The sequence below is a fragment of the Nocardia vermiculata NBRC 100427 genome (genome assembly GCF_001613265.1).
Classification (GTDB): Bacteria; Actinomycetota; Actinomycetes; order Mycobacteriales; family Mycobacteriaceae; genus Nocardia; species Nocardia vermiculata.
In genome coordinates this window covers 159,487-178,230 of the sequence record NZ_BDCA01000010.1, presented here as the reverse complement: position 1 = coordinate 178,230, position 18,744 = coordinate 159,487, and the positions used below count along the sequence as shown (strand labels likewise).

The window sequence follows — 18,744 nt, the reverse complement described above, 5'->3', positions numbered from 1 at the left end:
CGCCGGCAGGGGGGGCCGACCGGGACGCGCCGGTGGCGGGCGCCGGCCTGGCACCGCCGGCGGCGGCACGATTCCGGTTTCCCCCTTGGCGACCACCGCCATCGTTCTGCGGGCCTTCGTCGGTGGCGCGACGCTTGCCCGAGCTGTCGTCCTTGCGGCGGCGGGCCACTCGCTCACTGTCGACACGCTGCACCAGATCATGAACGGTGAGCGGGGCGGAACTGTTCGGCGGATTGGTGCCGCCGGATTCGTCCGCGTGCCGATTGTGATGGGTGCCGGCGTCATCGGAGCCTGGGGGTGCGCCACGCTCCCAGGGGGCGCGACCTCCGGGCCTGGACGAACGCCCGCGTCGATCGTCACCCACCAACGAACCTCACTTCACTCTGCTGCAACGACCGGCGTTGTCGATTCCGTCGCCGGGTAATGGCCCGATGACCGTAGCCGCGGTCACATCCGTCTCGATTCGGCCTCAGCCATGATAACGATTACGCCACAGTAGGCCACTTCTAAACCGGGAATACTGATCGGTGCAGGTCAGTAGCTCGAATTTTCAGCCGCCACTGTGCATTACATCGGCCGCAGCCGGCACAGTGGGGTCTTCCGGATCGTCGAGCCACCCCTCCGGGAGGACGACTTTCGTCGCCGGCGAGCCCTGCCGCCCGCGCGGGCCCTGAGCCTCGGCGGGGAACGGGACCTCCGGCGGTAACTGCTCGATCAGCTCACGCAGCCGAGTGAGACTGCTCACGGTGGCGAAGCTGCGCCGCAGCTGGGAACCGAGCGGAAAGCCCATGAAGTACCAGGCCATATGCTTGCGGATATCGCGCATCGCCTTGTCTTCGCCGTCGTGATCGACGAGCAGGGTGGCGTGCCGGTCCAGAATTTCGCCCACCCGGCCCAGGCGCGGCCCCTCCGGGACGGGCTCCCCGCGCAGTGCGGCGCTGAGTTCGGCGAACAGCCACGGCCGCCCGAGGCAGCCGCGGCCCACCACGACGCCGTCGCAGCCCGTCTCGGCCATCATCCGCAGCGCGTCGTCCGCAGAGAAGATATCGCCGTTACCCAGTACCGGAATGGTGGTGACGGCCTCTTTGAGCCGCGCGATCGCGGACCAGTCGGCGACGCCGGAATACAACTGTGCCGCGGTGCGCGCGTGCAGTGATACCGCGGCCGCACCCTCCGCCTCGGCGATCCGGCCGGTATCGAGATAGGTGTGGTGGTCCTCGTCGATCCCGATGCGGAATTTGAAGGTCACCGGAACCCCCGCGGGATCGGCCGCACCGACCATCTCGCGGACGATCTCGGCGAACAACCGCCGCTTGTAGGGCAATGCGGCACCGCCGCCGAGCCGGGTGACCTTCTTCACCGGGCAGCCCAGATTCACGTCGATGTGGTCGGCCCAGCCCTCGCCGACGATGATGCGTACCGCCTCGCCGAGAGTCTTCGGGTCCACCCCGTAGAGCTGCATCGACCGTGGTGACTCGTCCGCGTCGAAGGACATCATGTGCAGCGTCTTCTCGTTCCGCTCGACCACTGCGCGGGCGGTGATCATCTCGCAGACGTAGATCGAGGTCCGGCTGCCGAATTCCCGGCACAACCTGCGGAATGCGACGTTGGTGATGCCGGCCATCGGGGCGAGCACGACGGGCGGGTCGACGGTGTAGGGGCCGATCCGTAATCCGGTTCTGGTGTCGAGTACCGCGGTCACGCGCTCCAGTGTCCCATCCGTGTGGCAGTGCGCAGGGTCACAGGGTGCCCGCGTAGACGGCGGGGCCGGCACCCGTGGGTGCCGGCCCCGTTCATGTGCTCGGTGCGCTCAGCGCGCGAGGTGCTCGGCGCGGATCAGCGCGCTGCGGCGAGATCGCGCTCGCGCTTGGCGGCCTCGCGGGCCAGCATGCGGTCGCGCTGTTCTTCGAACTTCAGGACGTCCTGGCCCAGCTTCTCGAGGAAGAGGCCGAGGCGCTCGCGGGTCTGTTCACCGCGGGCGGTGAAATCGTCGCGTTCGAAGATGCGCCACTTCTTGAGTACCGGCTGCACGACCTCTTCGAGGTGCTGGCGCAGGTCGTAGATGCCGTGCTTGGCCATCAGGACACCGTTGCGCCGGAAGTTGGGCATGCCGGCGCCGGGCATCTGGAAGTTCTCCAGGATCAGGGTGATCGCGTCGAGCGCCTGGTCGGGTGCCAGGTCCAGCGCCGCACCGCACATATTGCGGTAGAAGATCATGTGCAGGTTCTCGTCGGCGGCGACGCGCTGCAGCATGCGGTCGGCGATCGGGTCGTCGCACACCTTGCCGGTGTTGCGGTGGCTGACCCGAGTGGCCAGCTCCTGGAAGGTCACATAGGCGACCGAATGCATGAAGCCCGCGTCGGCCTCGGCGGGGGAGGCGAAACCGTTGGTCATGTGGACCATTCGCGCCTGCTCGAGGGCTACCGGATCCACGCCGCGGGTCACGACCAGATAGTCGCGCATCACGATGCCGTGGCGGTTCTCCTCGGCGGTCCAGCGGCCGACCCAGGTGCCCCAGGCGCCGTCCTGGGAGAAGTTCTCGGCGATCTCACGGTGATAGGAGGGCAGGTTGTCCTCGGTGAGCAGGTTGGTGATCATCGCGGCCTTGGCGACCTCGCCGAGCTTCGACTGCTCGGGATCCCAATCCACGCCGCCCATCGCGGCGAAGTTGCGGCCCTGCTCCCACGGCACGTAATCGTGCGGATGCCATTCCTTGGCCATGGAGAGATGCCGGTTGACGTTTTCCTCGGCAACCGGCTCCAACTCCGTCAGTAGCTCGAGCTGAGTCAGATCCCTTGCCATACATACGCCCTTCGATGTTGTCCTGCGATATTGCTGGTGTCGCCCCCCTTGTGGCCGGTGCCGCCGCGGTTCATACCTTACGGCACCGTAGGTGTGATGCGAAGCGCACCGGTGTGAGTCACAGCGTCGGTGCCACGACTTCCGGGGGGTGGTTGGCACATGTCCCGACCGTGCCGATTGTAAGTGTGGAACCTGTGCGTGCTCGTCTATCGCCGGAGAGCGGTGAACGTTAGCCCGCGGTTGATCTTGTCGACATGTGGTGGGCCGAACGGTGCTCGGCCGCCGTGTAACGACGGCAGGCCGGAGCGGATGGCTCCGGCCTGCCGGTGTGCCCCCACCAGGGCTCGAACCTGGGACCTGCGGATTAAAAGTCCGTAGCTCTACCAACTGAGCTATAGGGGCGCGGTGCGCAAGTCTAAATGTTCCGGGCCCGGAAGTGGTAACCGGCGTCCGAGCCGTGCGGCGGGTAGGGGTTTCGTGCTGGTCGAGCCGGTGGGCCGGGGTGTCGGTCGGGCGAGCGGTGTGTCGCATGCCGCGCCGGGGTGCCGTCCCGCTCAGTGATGTCCGTGCGGTATCAGTCGTTCGGGTGGTGTGGGATATGGCCGAACGGATCGGCGCGGGTGATGTGGTCGGTCCGGCGTATTCCCCGCAGAACGGCGGGCAATCTCCTTGCTCAGCAATTTGTTTCAGCGCAGAAGTATGGAAACATTGTCCAAACGCAGTGCGTGGCAACATATTTGGTACGGGAGGTGATCGTGTCGACGGCTCTGCCCCGTGGCCGGGCGTAGTGGTCCGGCTGATCCGGGAAGCAGCGATACCGGCACCCGGTGGTGAACATTGCTGCGACGAACAGATATTCGCCGCGCGAAGTTCGGGTACGCCGACAGATCGGGCGAATGCCGCGAGTGGCATCGTTGGTGGTGAAGTAACTCATCGGTACATGGCACGTCGGGCCCGGAATCGAGGTACGGTGACCGCTTGGCGCATTCCGGCGAAACCGGGAGATCCTCCCGCAGTTGGGAATCGGCCGAAGGTTGTTATGTCCGAGTGTGCCGTGACCGGCCGGGTCGCGGTAGTCCGAGAGCGCGACTTCGCGGGAGGCGGATCCGAGACGAATGAAACGTCCGGGTGCGCACCCCCTGCAGCGCACCCGGACGTCGAAACTATACCAGCTGGTGTGTTTCAGGTATTCCTGCGAATTTTCGTGCAAAAGGTCTGGAAAACGGGCTTCGGCCTGTGTTCCGGTATTTGAAAATCTAATAACTTCTCGTCGAGTACCGGTCCGCCGGTTCAACCGGCGTCAAGCATCTTCGGAGGCGTTTCGAGCATGGCACGGCAACAAGAGCGGGCCCGCCGGACACGGGCGGCGATCATCAGGTCCGCCGCCGTTGAATTCGGGAAGAGCGGCTATGCCGCCGCATCACTGAATCGCATATTGGAAGGGTCGCGCGCGACCAAGGGCGCCATGTACTTCCATTTCGATTCCAAAGAGGATCTGGCTCGGGCGGTGCTGGAGGCCGCCGTCGAGCGGTACCGCGACACCATCGAAAGGTGGGTGCACAGAACAGATCTCGAACCGCTGGACATCCTGCACGGAATGGTCGACGAAGTCGCGCTGCGGCTGGAGAACGACATCATCACCCAGGCGGAGTTCCGGCTCGTGATCGAGCCGGAGTTCTATTCCGATGCCCGTGCCGGTGGCAGCCGCATCATCGGCCGCTCGGTCCGCCAGCTCGCGGTCCGCGCCGTCGATCGCAAACAGCTGCGTCTGGATGCCGATCCGGACCGCTTCACCCGGACGCTCGCGGCCGCACTGGCCGGGCAGCGCTACATCATCGACCTGCTCGGCGGCGGGGTCGGTCTGCGCACCCGGTTCACCGAGGCGCTGGAGGTCATCATCGAGTCGATGGCCACCCCGGAATGGCTCGACGAGTTCGGCCGGAACGGCTGGCGTGCCTCGGCGCGCCTGGAAGACCTCAATCTGAGCCTCTGACCAGCCGATTTGGGTTTTCCGCAAACCCTGTCATAAGCTATGCGAGCTCCCAACGGAAGCCGTTGAGGTACGGACCGGAGAGATCCGGCGGGCCCCCTTCGTCTAGCGGCCTAGGACGCCGCCCTTTCAAGGCGGTAGCGCGGGTTCGAATCCCGTAGGGGGTACGGTGGTAACACCGTTGGAGCATGCAAGGCCCTGTGGCGCAGTTGGTTAGCGCGCCGCCCTGTCACGGCGGAGGTCGCGGGTTCGAGTCCCGTCAGGGTCGCTTAGTTGTATGGCATTCGGTACGGGTGCCTCCGGCCAGGTAGCTCAGTTGGTACGAGCGTCCGCCTGAAAAGCGGAAGGTCGCCGGTTCGATCCCGGCCTTGGCCACTGTCAATCCCCTCGATCACGGTCGAGGGGATTTTTCGTGCGCCCGGTCGGTATCGCCGGGGGCCGGTAACGGAGTGATTATCGTCACCACGGGGATGTGACCCCGTGGTTCGATCGGATCAGGCCGAGCGGTGTCGATCGCCGTGCAACGGGTTTCTCGGACCGCCCTCGGGGGCGTAACCACCGCCCCGCTCGAATGTCCGCCCGGTCGTCAGCTCGTGAATATCGGTCAGATCGGCGAGCTCGGGTGGGACGTGGCCACGCAGGTGGTCGAAATCGGGGACGATCAGCAGCTCGATCTCGTAGTCGAGGACCTGGTGCAGCAGAGCTGCCGGAGTGATGAAGGTGGAGTTCGTCAGCAGCCCGAGGTAGGTGTAGCCGAGGCGGGTCGCTACCCGGGCCGCGCGACGGTCCGGCAGCTCCAGGCCGGCCACCAGGTCCAGGCAGACATATCCCATGGCGTGGGGTGCGGGTTCGATGTCGATGGTTGTCCTCACTCGTGATTCGGAGGCGTGTGCTCGAGGCTGCGCCGGAGCGCGGAGGTGGTGCGGTGCGGCGGAATCCGTCGCGGCCACATCACGATCAGGCCGTAGACGACGGGAGCCAGGACGAGGCAGCTGATGATGAGCGTCGACATACCGGTCTCTCTTCCCGGGAATCGGATGGTCGGTTCACGCCTGTCGTGTGGGTGTGTTCATTGACACATGGTGAATGTAGGTTCATTCATATCAAATATCAATTCACTCAAACAGCAGGTCCGGTCGGTTTGTCGCGACCGGGCGCAGCCGGTACATCAGCCGGGGCTGCAAGTGAGACAGGGGAGCCGACCAACAGGTCGGACCCGGACGGGGGCTACCGTGCCGTGAATTGCGCCAACCGGCGCGCGGTTTCCTCCGTGCCGATCAGCGCGCCGATCTCGCTGCGCTCCAGCGCGTACCCGGCGTCGGTGGACGCTGCATCGATACAACGCTTCGCGGCGGCGTACGCGGCGGGTGGCATCCCGGCGAGGCGTTCGGCCAGTTCGGTGGCCGCCGCGGGCACATCGTCCACGGCGTGGTGCACCAGGCCCAGCTGGGCTGCGGTCGATCCGTCGACCAGTTCCGCGCCGAGGATCAGCCGGTAGGCGGAACCCGGTCCGACCAGGCGGGTGAGGCGCTGAGTGCCGCCCGCGCCGGGAAGCAGGCCGATGCCGACCTCGGGCAGTCCGAGCTTCGCGCCGTGGCGGGCGATACGGAAATCACAGGCGAGCGCGAGTTCGAAACCACCGCCGGTGGCCGCGCCGTCGATCGCGGCGATCGTGGGTTTGCCCGCGGATTCGAGCGCGGCGAAGGCCTGTTGCAGCCGCTCGCAGAACCGCACCAGTCGGGCTCCGCGGTCGGGTAGATCGCGCCAGGAGTCCATCATCGCGATATCGGCGCCGGCGCAGAACACCTTGCGGGCGCTGCGGATCACGATCGCGCCGACCTCGGGGTCTACGGCGAGTTCGGCGACGGCGGCGCCGAATGCGTCGATCTGTGCGTCGTCGAAGGCGTTGACCGGAGCCCGGTCCAGGGTGACGACACCGAGGGCGCCGCTACGAGATGCGATGGCTGTCACAGTTGTTCACTCCACGAGCGTTCGGTAGTCGGGCGCGGCGCCGGGAGTCAGCAGGGTGGGGAGCACGAAGCGCAGCTGCGCGCCGATGTACTCCTCGACGGTGTAGCGCGGCGCGAAATGCCAATGCTTGAGTGCCCAGGCATGGGCCAGCATCAGCAGATTGAAGACCACCAGATCCGGGTCGAGATCGTTCATCACCCCGGCGGCGATCCCCGCCTCGATGGCGGTGCGCAGCGGTGCGGAGGTCTCGACCTCGAGTTCCTTGATCCGTTCGCGGCCCTGCGGGTCCAGCGTCCGGCTCTCCCGGTAGGTGAGCACGACTGCGTCGAGGTTCTCGTCCACGATCTCGACGTAGCGGCGGAAGCCGGCTACCAGTTGTTGCACCGGATCGTCGCCGACGGCCGCCATGGCCGGATGTAGTTCGTCACGGAAGGAGTCGAGAATATCGACGATGGCGGCGAGCAGGAGCTCCTCCTTCCCGCCGAAGTACTTGTAGATCAGGCCGACACTCACGTCGGCCTCATCGGCGAGCGCCTGCATCGACATCTGATGGAAACCCGTGGTCTGCATGACGGTGACGGCCGCATTGAGCAGTTGACGCTGCCGGGAGCTGGTCCGGACCGCCCGCACCGCTTCCTCGAGTTCCATCGGTGCGGTTCTCTTCGCCATCGGGTTACCTTCCGTTGTCTGCAGTCGAATGAACGATGGTTCACCCAACTGTAGGGTGATGCATCATCGATCAGATGCCCAGGTCCTTCGCGATGATGGTCTTCATGATCTCGGTGGTGCCGCCGTAGATGCTCTGGATCCTGGCGTCGACGAAGGCTCGCGAGACCGCGTACTCACGCATGTAGCCGTAGCCACCGTGCAGTTGCAGGCATCGATCCGCGACCCGCATCTGTAGTTCGGTGGCCCACCACTTCAGCCGGGCGGCACGGGCGGCGGTGAGTTCACCACGGAGGTGCTGGGCCAGGCAATCGTCGAGGTAGGTGCGCGCGATGTCGAGTTCGGTATCCAATTCGGCGAGGACGAACTGGGTGTTCTGGAACGAGGACACCGGGCTGCCGAACGCCTTGCGCTCACGGACGTAGTCGAGGGTCTGCGCCAGCACTCCCTCTGCCGCGGCGATCGCGCCGATCGACAGTGACAACCGCTCCTGGGGCAGATTCCGCACCAGCTGGTAGAAGCCCTCGCCTTCGGTGCCCAGCCGGTTCGCCACCGGCACTCGCATATCGGTGAAGGTCAGTTCGCTGGTGTCCTGTGCGTGCAGGCCGATCTTCTCCAGATTCCGGCCCCGGTCGAAGCCGGGCGTATCGGCCTGGACCACCAGCAGGGTGAGGCCCTTGTGCTTCTCCGGCCCGGTCCGCACCGCGACCACGAACAGATCACCGTTCTGGCCGTTGGAGATGAAGGTCTTACTGCCGTTGACGATGTACTCGTCGCCGTCGCGCACCGCGGTGGTGCGGATGCCGGTCAGATCGCTTCCGGTGCCCGGCTCGGTCATCGCGATGCCGAGCACGGTCTGTCCGGTGACCACTCCGGGTAGCCAGCGGGCCCGTTGCTCGTCGTCGGTGAGATCGGTCAGATAGGGCAGCACCACATCGTTCTGCAGCGAGAAAGCGATTCCGGCCGATGCTGCACCGACACACGTGATCTCCTCGATCACGATGGCGTGATAGCGAAAATCCTCGACTCCGGGCCCGCCGAACCGTTCCGGCACCGGGAACCCCAGCAGGCCGAGCTTGCCCGCCTCGGTGAACAGGGAACGGTCCAGGCAGCCGGCCTGCTCCCAGTCCTCGTGCACCGGGACCACCGCCTGCTGCACGAAGTCTCGGACCACCTGCCGGAACTGGCGATGCTCGGAGTCGTACTCCAGTCGTGCGTTCATCGAATGACCTCTTGTCGAAAATATGTCAGCGGAAGGCGTTCTGGCCGGTGAAGGCCTGACCGAGTACCAGCTGGTGCATCTCCGGGGTCCCCTCGTAGGTGAGGACGGACTCCAGATTCACCATGTGCCGGATGATGGGGTACTCCAGTGAGATGCCGTTGCCGCCCAGCACCGTTCGCGCGGTGCGGCAGATCTCGATGGCCTCGCGGGTGTTGTTGAGCTTGCCGAAGCTCACCTGCTCGGGGCGCAGCCCCACCGAATCCTTGAGCCGGCCCAGATGCAGCGAAAGCAGCTGCCCCTTGTGCAGCTCGACCGCCATATCGGTGAGCTTGGCCTGGGTGAGCTGGAATCCGGCGATCGGGCGGCCGAACTGGTTGCGCTGCATCGAATAGTCGCGGGCCGCCTCCCACGCGGAGCGTGCGGCACCCATCGAGCCCCAGATGATGCCGTAGCGCGCCTCGGACAGGCTCGACAGCGGTGCCTTCACCCCCTTGCCCTCCGGCATCATCGCCTCGGCGGGCAGCCGCACGTCGTCGAGAACCAGCTCGCTGGTGACCGAGGCGCGCAGTGAGAGTTTGTGCTTGATGGTGTGGGCGGTGAAACCCTTGGTATCGGTCGGCACGATGAAGCCGCGGATACCCTCGCCGGTGTTCGCCCACACCACCGCGACGTCGGCGATCGAGCCGTTGGTGATCCACATCTTGCGGCCGTTGAGGATCCAGTCGTCGCCGTCGCGCACGGCGCGGGTCTGCATCGCCGAGGGATCACTGCCCACATCGGGCTCGGTCAGACCGAAGCAGCCGATGGTCTCGCCCGCGGCCATGCCCGGAAGCCAGCGTTGTTTCTGCTCCTCGGAGCCGTTGTTCCAGATGGAGAACATTGCCAGCGAGCCCTGCACCGACACCAACGAGCGGATCCCGGAATCGCACGCCTCGAGTTCCAGACAGGCCAGCCCGTAGTGCACGGCCGAGGATCCGCTGCAGCCGTAGCCCTCGAGGTGCATGCCGAGGACCCCGAGTTTGCCGAACTCTCGCGCCAGTTCCCGGGCGGTGGGCAGCTCGCCGGCCTCGAACCAGTCGGCGATGTGCGGGGTGATGTGTTCGGCGCAGAAGCCGCGCACGCTGTCGCGTACTGCCCGTTCGTCCTCGGAGAGCAGCGAATCGAGGCTCAGCGGATCGAGTGCGTCGAATGCGGGTGGCCGGGTGGCGCTCATACGTTTTCCTTGTCCGGGTAGGTGAACAGTCCGGCTTCGGCATCGCCGCGAGCCTGCTCGGTGACCTTGTAGTGCAGCTTCTTACCGGTGGCCGAGACCGGCAGCGAGTCGACGAACCGGTAGGCACGCGGGCGTTTGAAGGCCGACAGCATCGGATGCTCACGGCAGTGCCGGTCCAGATCGGCCACCCCGAGTCCGGGGTCGGCGGCCACGACATAGGCGACGACGAGCTGACCCCACCGCTCGTCCGGAATGCCTACGACCAGCGAATCATTCACTCCGGGATGTTCATTGAGCGCCTCCTCGACCTGGACCGGGTGCACGTTCTCACCGCCGGAGATCAGCATGTCGTCCTTGCGGCCGACGATGGTGACGAACTCCTGTTCGTCCCAGGTGGCGAGATCACCGATATACAACCAGCCGTCGTGGAATTTGCGGGCCTCCTGATCGGGCGAGTCGAAGTAGGCGTTCGACCCCTTCGGGGAGCGGACGATCACCTCACCCACCTCGGTGCCGTCCCTGGCGACCGTTTCGTGCGGCGCGGCTACCCGGTCGTCGAAGATCTTGACCACCGCGACGTCGTCGTCGATGCAGGCGCGGCCCGCGGTACCGGCCATGGCGGGCAGATCGGTGGGCCGCAAGAAGGTGTTCCAGAATCCCTCGGTACTTCCGTAGCCGTTGAAGATGTTGGGATTCAATACGTTCTGGTACCGCAGTGCCGCCTCCCGCTCCAGCGGCGCACCCATCGTGACGATACCGCGCAGGCTGGACAGATCACGCGGACGGGCTTCCTGTGCGTGCGCGAGCATGGCCAGATTGGTCGGTGCGCCGATGAGGAAGGTCAGCCCGTAGCGCTGCACGTAGTCGAGGGTGGTGTCCGCGTCGAAGGTGCGCATCGGCACCAGTGACGAACCCAGATAGAAGGTGGGATTGGGGCCGGCGCAATAGAGTCCGCCGCGGTGGAACCACGGGGTCATATTCATCGCCTTGTCCTCCGGCGACAACGGAAAATGCATGATCACGTCGTGCGCGCTGAAGATCTCGGCCATGCTGTTGAGCGGCACGCCCTTCGGCATTCCGGTGGTGCCGGAGGTGTAGAGCCGGGTGGTTTCGTCCCACACCGTGCGGTGCACGTCCAGTGGGCGTGGCGCTTCGGCGAACAGTTCGCCGAAGCGGACGGCCCCCGGCAGCGGCTCACCCGCGCCTACAGCGACCAGCACCGGTGGGCGAAAAGCGCTGCGCTCCAGTGCGCCACGCACCATATCGGTGAGGTCGGTGTCGTAGACGAAGACCCGGGGGCGGCTCGAGTTCAGGATGTAGGACGTCTCACCGGCCGCCAGCCGGAAGTTCATCGGTGAGCCGACCGCGCCCGCGGCCTGGGTCGCCAGATACAGGGTGGCGAACTCGATTCCGTTGAACAGCTGGTAGGCCACGACATCGTCCGGAGCGACTCCCGCATCGGCGAGACCGGTGGCCAGCCGGTCGACCTGCTCGCCGAGTTCGGCGTAGGTGAGGGTGGTCCCGGTCAGGGGATCCTCGATGGCCGGGCGGTGGGCGTAGCGGTGGACGTTGCGCCGAAAACCGTTGAGATAGGTGAAATCGTGCTCGAAATACTGCCGGTAGGCTTGCGCGTCGTACATCTGAATCGTCCTCCGAGATCTCCGTCGGCCCGTCAGCCGGCCATGGTGAGGCCGCCACTGACGCTTATCACCTGGCCGGTGATGAACGACGCGTCGGGGGAGGCGAAGAAGAGTGCCGGTGCCGCGACCTCCTCGGGCCGGGCCAGTCGGCGGAACGGAATCGCCTTGATCAGAGCCTCTTTCAACCGTTCCTCCTGTGCCTGGAACAGCGGGGTGTCGGTGGGGCCCGGGCAGACACAGTTGACGGTGATCGAGTGCCGGGCCATTTCACGAGCCAGTGATTTGGTCAGTGCGATGACGCCGCCCTTGGCGCCGGCGTAGATGGTCTCTCCCGAACTGCCCACGCGGCCCGCATCGCTGGCGAGGTTGACCACCCGACCGCCGCCGGCCTCCACCATGCCGGGCAGGAAGGTGCTGCACATGTGCACCGGGCCGAGGTAGTTGATCGCAACGACCTTCTGCGCGAATTCCGGTGTGGCGTTGAGGAATTTGTCGGTGCGGTCCCAGCCGGCCGCATTGACCAGCACGGTCGGCACACCGACCTCGGCGTGAACCTGGTCGCGCAGGGCTGCGACCTGCTCGGGGTCCGCGATATCGACCTTCATGGCGAAAATTCGGTCCGCCTGCTCGTCGGCCGTGCGTTCGGCCGCATCGAGATCGAGATCCGCGGCGACGACCTTGTCGCCGCGGGCGGCGAGCGCCAGGGTGATGGCGCGGCCGATACCCGAGCCCGCGCCGGTGACCAACGCAATGGTGTTGTCGCTCATATCGTTTCCTCAGTTGCTGGTGGGCTGGGCGGAGGGGAACTGTGGTGCGCGCTTCTCCCGCAGCGCGGTGTAGCCCTCGGTGACGTCGGGGCCCATGAAGCAGAGCATTTCGTAGGCGGCGGACTGGTCGAAGATCGGACCGGCCTGCTTGAGCCAGTTGTTGAGCGCCTTCTTCGTCCACCGGATCGCCAACTGCGAGCCGCCGGCGAGCTTGTTCGCGACCGTCAGCGCATCGTCGAGTACCTGCTCCCGCGGCACCGCGCTGGTCACCATGCCGATCCGCTCGGCCTCGGCACCGCCGATCATCTCGCCGGTCAGCAGGTAGTACTTGGCCTTGGCCATCCCGGACAGCAGGGGCCACAGGATCGCGGCGTGGTCGCCGGCGGCGACGCCGAGCTTCACGTGCCCGTCGCCGAGTTTGGCGTCCTCGGCGCAGATCGAGATATCCGAGAGCAGGGCCACCACCAGCCCCGCGCCCACGGCGACGCCGTTGATCGCGGCCACGACCGGCTTCTCGCAGTTGATCATGTTGTAGACCAGATCGCTCATCTCGTGGAGCATGTTCGCGACCCGCTCGTGGTTACCCGCCATGCGTTCGACCATCGCCAGATCGCCACCCGCGGAGAACGCCTTGCCGGCGCCGGTGATCACCGCGACCCGGGTTTCCGGATCGGCCGACACATCCGTCCAGACCCGCGCCAGCTCGGCATGCATTTGCTCGTCGGCGGCGTTGTACTTCTCCGGCCGGTCGATCGTGATGAGCAGGACGCCCTGGTCGAGGCGTTTGAAGGTGAGCTGTTCGTAGGTCGAGAAATCCATGGTGCTTCCCTCGCGTCGCTGGTGCGGCGAACCCGTGTCCACCGGATGAGTGAATTGATATTTGTTGTGAATGAACGTACATTCATCTCTGATCATGTGTCAAGGACCACATTCGTCAGCGGGGATGAAACCGTGATCCGATTCCAGGAGAAGAGGCAACAATGAGCGCATTTCCCACCCGAACTGCGGTGATCGGCGGCGGCCGGATGGGGATCGGCATCGCCCACGTATTCGCGGCGGCCGGCGCCACGGTCACGGTGTGCGAGGCCGGCGATCTCGATGCGGCCCGGCAGCGGCTGGCCCGCAGCCTGGCTCGAGCCGAAGAGCGGGGGAAGCTGGGTGACACGGTCGAGGTCGTCACCGCGCGGGTCTCGTTCGTCAGCGAGGTGAACAGGATCGGGGCCGACGTCGAACTCCTGGTCGAGGCGGTTCCCGAGGTCATGGCGCTAAAGCTGGAGGTACTCGCGGCAGCCGAACGGATACTTCCTGAGACGGCGGTGCTGGCCACGAATACCAGTTCGCTCTCGGTCGGCGAGATGGCCGCGGCCCTCGAGCGACCGGGGCGCTTCCTGGGCACCCACTTCTTCAACCCGGTCCCGGCCTCGGCACTGGTGGAGATCGTGCGGCCGGTCGACGTCACCGACGAGGGGGTGAATGCGGTCACCGCCTGGGTGCGGACACTCGGCAAGGAACCGGTGGTGGTACGCGATTCCCCCGGCTTCGCGACCAGCCGGCTCGGGGTGCTGCTGGGACTGGAGGCGATCCGAATGGTGGAGGAGGACGTCGCCGACGCCGAATCCATCGATAAGGCCATGGAGCTGGGCTACCGCCACCCGATGGGCCCACTGCGCTCTACCGACCTGGTCGGCCTCGATGTCCGGCTCGCGGTCGCCGACTACCTGCGTTCGACGCTCGGTGAAAGGTTCGCGGCACCGCAGCTGTTGCGCGACAAGGTGGAACGGGGAGAGCTGGGGCGCAAGACGGGGCACGGTTTTTACGGTTGGTGAAGGAGGTGCCTAGCTGCCCGCTCGGAGGGCAGCGAAATGACAGCGAGGTGGGAAGTGTCGAACCTCAACCTCTGCCAAAAATGTTGCGGTTCTGCGATCTGGTGCGGAACTCGACGACATTCTCTCCCAACTCAAATCTCGCAAGCGCTGTGTTCTACACGCCATCAGCGGGAAAGTAGCGGTGGTTGATCAAGAGGGCTCCTGGCAACCGGTAGGGTGCCAGCTTTACGTGCGCTCCTCCTCGATCAGCAGTAGGTACGCCGCTTCCAGATGCACGATGCATTCGTCGGGAGGGTGTCGGCGGTGGATATCTATGAGTTGTCGGGCGCGGTCGGCGGTCAATTCCATCATGTGCACCTGGCACATGAACTCGGCGAGTGTGCCATCAGCATGAACGAATACTCTGTGCTCCATAGTTTTTGGGCCGATCATCCAAGCTCTGTTGGTTGCATGGCTGGTGGGGCGATCTCAATCCCCCCTGGGAACCGAGGGGCGGTTCCCCAGGGCTGCTGATGGCAGTAGGGCGTGAGGCGGCCTTGCGACGGCCGCGATGTTGGGGTGAAGGGGTTTTAGGGGATGCCGCGAACCGGCCGCCCTCGGAACGCGGCAAATGAGCACTGACGGGTGTCAGTTGTGGCTCATTTGCCGTCTCGTGAAACGGATTTGCTGTCCTACACCGCTCGATAGGTAGCCAAGACCTGCTGCACGGCGTCCGTGACGGGCGGCTCGTCCTTCGGCTCTGTCCAGGTGTACGCGTCGTGTTCTTGAAGCTGCACGGAATCAGGGTTCTTCACGTCTACAGCGAAGTTGAATTGACGGGAGGCCCTACCGCTGCCGGACCGGTAGTCGAAGCTGCCGAGGTAGGTGCGCAACGCGGTCACGTCGAGTGCTGTTTCTTCTGCAACTTCTCGAATCAGGGCTTGGTCGAGGCTCTCCCCGGCTTCGACTTTTCCGCTCGGGAGTTCCCAGATGCCGCCCATGAAGTCGTCTTCGGGGCGTTGCAGCAGTAGCACTTTGCCTTCGTGATGGACGACGGCGCCGACGACGAGTTGCTGTATGCCGTCGTTCGCGGCTTCCGTGGTGAGCCTTTCGACCAGTTCGGCGTCCATACGGTTCATTGCGGGAACAACGGTCCTGGTTCCTGGAACAGCGGAAGGAGGTTGAGCGGACAGGTAGAGCCAGGACGGTCCAGCTCGACGCAGCCCTCGGCTTTGAGGGCCTCGTACAGCCGGTCGATGGAGAGGCTGTGTGCGTCCTCCTCATATTGCAGCGCAAGGCCATACCAAGAAGGGCGAGTATCGGAATCCGTTCGAGGTGGGGTGATCGCAGCGAGATCGGCGAGCTCTCCGCAGATTTTGTTGGCGACCTTGGCTCGTGCTTCCAGGTGCTCATCCAGCCGAGGGAGCTGCTCCAGCGCGATTGCGGCGGCCAGTGGGTGGATTCGGTGTTTCAGCCCCATGCCGGTAACCCCGAATCGGCTCAAGCTGAAACTTGGCGGTATCTCGTTTCGGCAGCGCTTGTTGTACTGCCCATGCAAGAGGGTTCGGTAGTAGACCTGTTCGTCGTCGGTGAGAATGAATCCGCCTTCGCCGGCCGAGAGCGGTTTCGGGCCATTCATGCTGAATGCGGACGCCCGACCGAAGATGCCTACCTTCCGGCTGCCGACCATCGCGCCGTGGGCGTGCGAACCGTCCTCGAGAAGTTGTACTCCGTAGACGTCTGCCAGGCCGGCTAAGCTGCGGATTTGCGCGGGCATTCCCCACATGTGCTGAACGACGATCGCCTTGGTGTGTTCTGTGATTCGCCGTGGGATGTCGTGGGGGTCCAGGTTCCCGTTGCGATCGCAGTCGGCCAGTATTGGCACGGCGCCGAGATGTAGCAGCGGGGTTACGGTGAACCTGTTGAGCCCGTTCGATCTGAATGCCGTCCCTGCTGACTATCTTCGTGATGTCGATTCGGTTGATCGGGTCGGTTGGTCTGATGTCGACAAAGTGAAGGCGGCAACTCGCTTGGCGGCTTCGTCGGAGAATCTTCATGGCGGCGGCTCGGCGAGCAGCGTCGCGGGAGAACATTTGCATCTGTTCGTTCCGCTCCTGACCGGACGGGCGGTGCCGGCGACCCGCCGTGCACTACTCGAAGCGGTGGGAAATTTGAGTGGTGTAGCCGCGTTCTCAGCATTCGATATAGCGGACTACGCCGAATCCGAGCGCCATTTTCGGTTCGCGCTCTGGTGTGCCGACTCTGCCGGTTCCTGGGAGCTGCGCGCCAGTACCCTGGCCGATATGGCACGGAAAGTGGCATATCTGGGTAGCGCCGATGACGCGCTGTCCCTGATCGAACTCGCGCAGGTTCGATCGGATCGGCTGTCTGCGACGGCCCGAGCAATGCTCGGAGCCCTTCGAGCGCAGTTCCTCGCGGCAGTTGGAAGGCCCGATGCGGCGATAGCTGAAGTCGCACGTGCCGATGAGCATTTCGCTGAGCATACGACTGAACCCGCTGTGCCATGGTTGTGCTACTACGACGAAGCTGAGCATATGGGCAGTACAGGTAAGGCCATGGTGCCTGTCGCCGAAGCTCGGGAGCGAATCGAACTGGCCGCCCCACGTATTCGACGGGCGGTGCAACTCCAAGGCGCGGAGTATCCGCGTTCCCGCACCTTTTCGCTCATCCGCCTGGCCACAATCACCATGCGGCTGGGGGACCCAAGAGAGGCTGCAGCGATTGGGCTGCAGGCAGTTGAGAACGCAAAACACTTCAGTTCGCACCGCATTTACGATGAACTGACGGCGCTCGGTCGAGCCGCCTCAGCACATCGTCGCATCAGGGATGTCGACGAGATGCACCAGCTCATCGCCAACAGCCCGAAGCCCTCATGGGTGTGAACGGCACGGCTTCGTCTACCGAAATATTGACCGAAGCAGCCAGTATCAGCGGCTTCGAGTCGGTGGCGCCGTTTCCATTCGCAACGGTTCGAACGCCATCTTCGAGTTACCGGATGGGGTCGTGGCCAGGCTGGGTAAGCGCGGCAGCGGCGCCGACGCTCTGCGCGAACTTCGAGTATCGCAGTGGCTCAATCAGTCCGGTGTTCCTACCGTCGAGGCGATCACCTCCGTGCCTCAGCCGGTAATGGTCGACGGCCGCCCGGTGACGTGGTGGCGCCTGATTCCGGACCACCGGCCATCGACCCCCGCGGAATTGGGTGCGGTGCTTCGCGCCCTGCACAGCTTGGCGCCGCCCACTGTGTTCGACCTGCCTGCCTACAACCCCTTCGTCGGTGTACAGACACGTCTGAACGATGCGGAGGTCATCAGTGACGATGACCGGCTCTGGTTGATCGATCACTGTCGGGCCCTCGAGGAGCAATACACCGAAGTGTCCGTAACGGATTCGCCGTCGGTGATTCATGGTGATGCGTGGCAGGGCAATGTAGTGGTCCCCGCGTCGGGTACCCCCGTCGTGCTCGATCTGGACAAGGTTTCGCTCGGGCGGCGCGAGTGGGATCTGATCCAGTTGGCCGTGGATTACACGGATTTCGAGCGGATCGGCGCGGACGACTACAAGGCGTTCGTCGCGGCGTACGGCGGCTGTGATGTCACCCAGTGGTCTGGGTTTCGGGTGCTTGCGGATATCCAGGAACTGCGGTGGGTGGCCTTCGCGCTCAGTCTGGCCGGCGCCCGACCGCTGCAGCGAGCGAAGCCGTGCACCGCATCGCCTGCCTACGGGGCACAGTCCCGAAACCGTGGACATGGAGCGCGTTGTGAGCACGAAGCAGCCGGCCGCAGCGTAATCGGTGGGGCTCCCTACTTCGTCTCGTTCGGGTGGCTGGTGTGTACCTGTTCCAGGTAGACCGTGCGATCCTCGACGAAGAACCCAGATGCGGGCGTTGCCCTTGAGTGTCGGCTTGTGTTGCCACCGCTGATGGGTCTTGCCCCCGCGGGAGATCGTCCCGAGCTCGCCGCGTAGTGGATAGTTCATCGGGGTGATCGCCAGAGGGGTTCGTGTCAGGAAGTCCCAGGCATCGGCGAGAGGATTGCGAATCGTCGCAGCGAGATCCCGCCACCCTTTACTCGCGTCGGTGGTGGCGTAGCGGATTTCGTACTCGATCTTCTTCGGGGGGCGAGGGACGAGCTCGCCGCGCTTGGCAGCCACCGCTACGGACGCTCGACGACGTCGTTGCCTGCAGTCTCGTCCAACCACTCCAGATCGGCTCGGCCGAGGCCGGCGGCGATGGCGGTCGCAGTCTCTTTCCAGGAAGTGAGCTCCGCGAGTACCAGATGCGGCTGGTCTGTGGAGAACGATGCCCGCGCGGCATCGACGAGGTCCTGAGCGCAGACGGCCCGGTCCTCGGCGGACAATGCGAGCATCCACGGAAAAGCCTTGGCCATTCGTCCGGCGAGCGGACCGTCGTCGTCCACGGCAACGCCGATGAGCTGCGCGGCGAATTGGAGCAAGCGAGTGCGGCTCTCTGCTTCGCGTTGCGACATGAGTACGAGCGCCTCGCCATCGCGCCGAGTCACCGTAACCGGGTGGTCCTCGGCCTCGGCGAACACCTCGGCGGAGTGCTTACTCAGATCTGAGGAACGGCGCGTGGTGGTGCGCAGCGCTGTTGTGGACATAACAACAACTATATTCGGAACGTATTCGGAA

General features: G+C 64.9%; 19 protein-coding genes, 4 tRNA genes and 1 pseudogene. 7 read left to right on the top strand and 17 right to left on the bottom strand.

Features of this window, described 5'->3' with window-relative positions:
- From NV2_RS31935 to NV2_RS13915, 4 genes and pseudogenes are all read right to left on the bottom strand, one after another.
- A pseudogene (locus NV2_RS31935) lies at positions 1-364 on the bottom strand (hypothetical protein); the annotation flags it as partial.
- 186 nt (positions 365-550) lie between these two features.
- Entirely contained in the window at positions 551-1,702 is a 1,152-nt protein-coding gene (gene dusB / locus NV2_RS13925) for a tRNA dihydrouridine synthase DusB (RefSeq protein ID WP_067873046.1), read from the bottom strand.
- A 134-nt stretch (positions 1,703-1,836) separates the two neighbouring features.
- Positions 1,837-2,802: an acyl-ACP desaturase gene (locus NV2_RS13920; RefSeq protein ID WP_067873042.1), complete on the bottom strand. Its 966-nt coding sequence runs from the start codon at positions 2,800-2,802 to the stop codon at positions 1,837-1,839.
- A 329-nt stretch (positions 2,803-3,131) separates the two neighbouring features.
- Positions 3,132-3,204 (bottom strand) — tRNA-Lys (locus NV2_RS13915).
- A 925-nt stretch (positions 3,205-4,129) separates the two neighbouring features.
- Between NV2_RS13915 and NV2_RS13910 the strand changes: the two genes are divergently transcribed.
- The 4 genes from NV2_RS13910 (at position 4,130) to NV2_RS13895 (ending at position 5,167) form a co-directional block, all read left to right on the top strand.
- Positions 4,130-4,795, top strand: a complete 666-nt coding sequence (locus NV2_RS13910) for a TetR family transcriptional regulator (protein WP_067873040.1) — start codon at positions 4,130-4,132, stop codon at positions 4,793-4,795.
- A 91-nt stretch (positions 4,796-4,886) separates the two neighbouring features.
- Positions 4,887-4,959 (top strand) — tRNA-Glu (locus NV2_RS13905).
- Between the two features lie 27 nt (positions 4,960-4,986).
- A tRNA-Asp gene (locus tag NV2_RS13900) sits at positions 4,987-5,060 on the top strand.
- Between the two features lie 33 nt (positions 5,061-5,093).
- A tRNA-Phe gene (locus tag NV2_RS13895) sits at positions 5,094-5,167 on the top strand.
- 119 nt (positions 5,168-5,286) lie between these two features.
- Here the strand turns inward: NV2_RS13895 and NV2_RS13890 are convergent.
- The 9 genes from NV2_RS13890 to NV2_RS13855 all read right to left on the bottom strand — a co-directional run bounded on the left by NV2_RS13890 (position 5,287) and on the right by NV2_RS13855 (position 13,090).
- Positions 5,287-5,664, bottom strand: coding sequence for a hypothetical protein (locus tag NV2_RS13890; RefSeq protein ID WP_157102893.1), 378 nt, complete (start codon positions 5,662-5,664; stop codon positions 5,287-5,289).
- Entirely contained in the window at positions 5,661-5,804 is a 144-nt protein-coding gene (locus NV2_RS31425) for a hypothetical protein (protein ID WP_157102892.1), read from the bottom strand. Before NV2_RS31425 ends, NV2_RS13890 begins: the two co-directional genes overlap by 4 nt.
- A 215-nt stretch (positions 5,805-6,019) precedes the next feature.
- Positions 6,020-6,763 carry an enoyl-CoA hydratase/isomerase family protein gene (locus NV2_RS13885; RefSeq protein ID WP_067873033.1) on the bottom strand — a complete coding sequence of 248 codons (744 nt, stop codon included), beginning with the start codon at positions 6,761-6,763 and terminating at the stop codon, positions 6,020-6,022.
- Between the two features lie 6 nt (positions 6,764-6,769).
- The gene (locus tag NV2_RS13880) at positions 6,770-7,432 is read right to left on the bottom strand and encodes a TetR/AcrR family transcriptional regulator (protein ID WP_067873030.1); all 663 of its coding nucleotides are present in this window, start codon (positions 7,430-7,432) and stop codon (positions 6,770-6,772) included.
- Between the two features lie 70 nt (positions 7,433-7,502).
- Entirely contained in the window at positions 7,503-8,651 is a 1,149-nt protein-coding gene (locus tag NV2_RS13875; RefSeq protein ID WP_067873027.1) for an acyl-CoA dehydrogenase family protein, read from the bottom strand.
- 25 nt (positions 8,652-8,676) lie between these two features.
- On the bottom strand, positions 8,677-9,864 hold the full coding sequence (locus NV2_RS13870) for an acyl-CoA dehydrogenase family protein (protein WP_067873024.1): 1,188 nt from the start codon (positions 9,862-9,864) through the stop codon (positions 8,677-8,679).
- Complete coding sequence (locus NV2_RS13865) at positions 9,861-11,504, bottom strand: class I adenylate-forming enzyme family protein (protein WP_067873021.1); 1,644 nt, start codon at positions 11,502-11,504, stop codon at positions 9,861-9,863. The genes NV2_RS13870 and NV2_RS13865 overlap by 4 nt, the downstream gene beginning before the upstream one ends.
- A gap of 32 nt (positions 11,505-11,536) precedes the next feature.
- Positions 11,537-12,271, bottom strand: coding sequence for an SDR family NAD(P)-dependent oxidoreductase (locus NV2_RS13860; RefSeq protein ID WP_067873018.1), 735 nt, complete (start codon positions 12,269-12,271; stop codon positions 11,537-11,539).
- A 9-nt stretch (positions 12,272-12,280) separates the two neighbouring features.
- Positions 12,281-13,090, bottom strand: a complete 810-nt coding sequence (locus NV2_RS13855; RefSeq protein WP_067873138.1) for an enoyl-CoA hydratase/isomerase family protein — start codon at positions 13,088-13,090, stop codon at positions 12,281-12,283.
- Positions 13,091-13,251: 161 nt separating this feature from the next.
- Here NV2_RS13855 and NV2_RS13850 point away from each other — a divergent pair, with 161 nt between their 5' ends.
- Positions 13,252-14,097, top strand: coding sequence for a 3-hydroxyacyl-CoA dehydrogenase family protein (locus tag NV2_RS13850; protein WP_067873015.1), 846 nt, complete (start codon positions 13,252-13,254; stop codon positions 14,095-14,097).
- Between the two features lie 225 nt (positions 14,098-14,322).
- On the opposite strand, the gene NV2_RS32695 is transcribed toward NV2_RS13850, so the two are convergent.
- From NV2_RS32695 to NV2_RS13835, 3 genes are all read right to left on the bottom strand, one after another.
- Complete coding sequence (locus NV2_RS32695; protein WP_281198539.1) at positions 14,323-14,448, bottom strand: hypothetical protein; 126 nt, start codon at positions 14,446-14,448, stop codon at positions 14,323-14,325.
- A gap of 320 nt (positions 14,449-14,768) precedes the next feature.
- A complete protein-coding gene (locus tag NV2_RS13840; protein WP_067873009.1) occupies positions 14,769-15,206 on the bottom strand; it encodes an NUDIX domain-containing protein in 438 nt (145 codons plus the stop codon).
- Positions 15,207-15,211: 5 nt separating this feature from the next.
- Entirely contained in the window at positions 15,212-15,961 is a 750-nt protein-coding gene (locus NV2_RS13835; RefSeq protein ID WP_067873006.1) for a DegT/DnrJ/EryC1/StrS family aminotransferase, read from the bottom strand.
- A 37-nt stretch (positions 15,962-15,998) separates the two neighbouring features.
- Between NV2_RS13835 and NV2_RS13830 the strand changes: the two genes are divergently transcribed.
- Together NV2_RS13830 and NV2_RS13825 are read left to right on the top strand one after the other, a co-directional pair.
- Positions 15,999-16,979: an NsdA family TPR-like regulatory protein gene (locus NV2_RS13830; protein WP_157102891.1), complete on the top strand. Its 981-nt coding sequence runs from the start codon at positions 15,999-16,001 to the stop codon at positions 16,977-16,979.
- A gap of 121 nt (positions 16,980-17,100) precedes the next feature.
- Positions 17,101-17,943 (top strand): phosphotransferase, encoded by an 843-nt coding sequence (locus NV2_RS13825; RefSeq protein WP_210749469.1) that lies wholly within the window; start codon positions 17,101-17,103, stop codon positions 17,941-17,943.
- A 305-nt stretch (positions 17,944-18,248) separates the two neighbouring features.
- Here NV2_RS13825 and NV2_RS13820 read toward each other — a convergent pair whose 3' ends face one another.
- Positions 18,249-18,713 carry a type II toxin-antitoxin system Phd/YefM family antitoxin gene (locus NV2_RS13820; protein ID WP_067873000.1) on the bottom strand — a complete coding sequence of 155 codons (465 nt, stop codon included), beginning with the start codon at positions 18,711-18,713 and terminating at the stop codon, positions 18,249-18,251.
- Between the last annotated feature and the right edge of the window lie 31 nt (positions 18,714-18,744).

Coding starts and splice junctions, on each gene's coding strand:
- NV2_RS13910 (WP_067873040.1), top strand. CDS start 4,130: ATGGCACGGCAACAAGAGCGGGCCCGCCGGACACGGGCGGCGATCATC.
- NV2_RS32695 (WP_281198539.1), bottom strand. CDS start 14,448: ATGATGGAATTGACCGCCGACCGCGCCCGACAACTCATAGATATCCAC.
- NV2_RS13860 (WP_067873018.1), bottom strand. CDS start 12,271: ATGAGCGACAACACCATTGCGTTGGTCACCGGCGCGGGCTCGGGTATC.
- NV2_RS13865 (WP_067873021.1), bottom strand. CDS start 11,504: ATGTACGACGCGCAAGCCTACCGGCAGTATTTCGAGCACGATTTCACC.
- NV2_RS31425 (WP_157102892.1), bottom strand. CDS start 5,804: ATGTCGACGCTCATCATCAGCTGCCTCGTCCTGGCTCCCGTCGTCTAC.
- NV2_RS13855 (WP_067873138.1), bottom strand. CDS start 13,090: ATGGATTTCTCGACCTACGAACAGCTCACCTTCAAACGCCTCGACCAG.
- NV2_RS13875 (WP_067873027.1), bottom strand. CDS start 8,651: ATGAACGCACGACTGGAGTACGACTCCGAGCATCGCCAGTTCCGGCAG.
- NV2_RS13920 (WP_067873042.1), bottom strand. CDS start 2,802: ATGGCAAGGGATCTGACTCAGCTCGAGCTACTGACGGAGTTGGAGCCG.
- NV2_RS13820 (WP_067873000.1), bottom strand. CDS start 18,713: ATGTCCACAACAGCGCTGCGCACCACCACGCGCCGTTCCTCAGATCTG.
- NV2_RS13850 (WP_067873015.1), top strand. CDS start 13,252: ATGAGCGCATTTCCCACCCGAACTGCGGTGATCGGCGGCGGCCGGATG.
- NV2_RS13840 (WP_067873009.1), bottom strand. CDS start 15,206: ATGGACGCCGAACTGGTCGAAAGGCTCACCACGGAAGCCGCGAACGAC.
- NV2_RS13880 (WP_067873030.1), bottom strand. CDS start 7,432: ATGGCGAAGAGAACCGCACCGATGGAACTCGAGGAAGCGGTGCGGGCG.
- NV2_RS13870 (WP_067873024.1), bottom strand. CDS start 9,864: ATGAGCGCCACCCGGCCACCCGCATTCGACGCACTCGATCCGCTGAGC.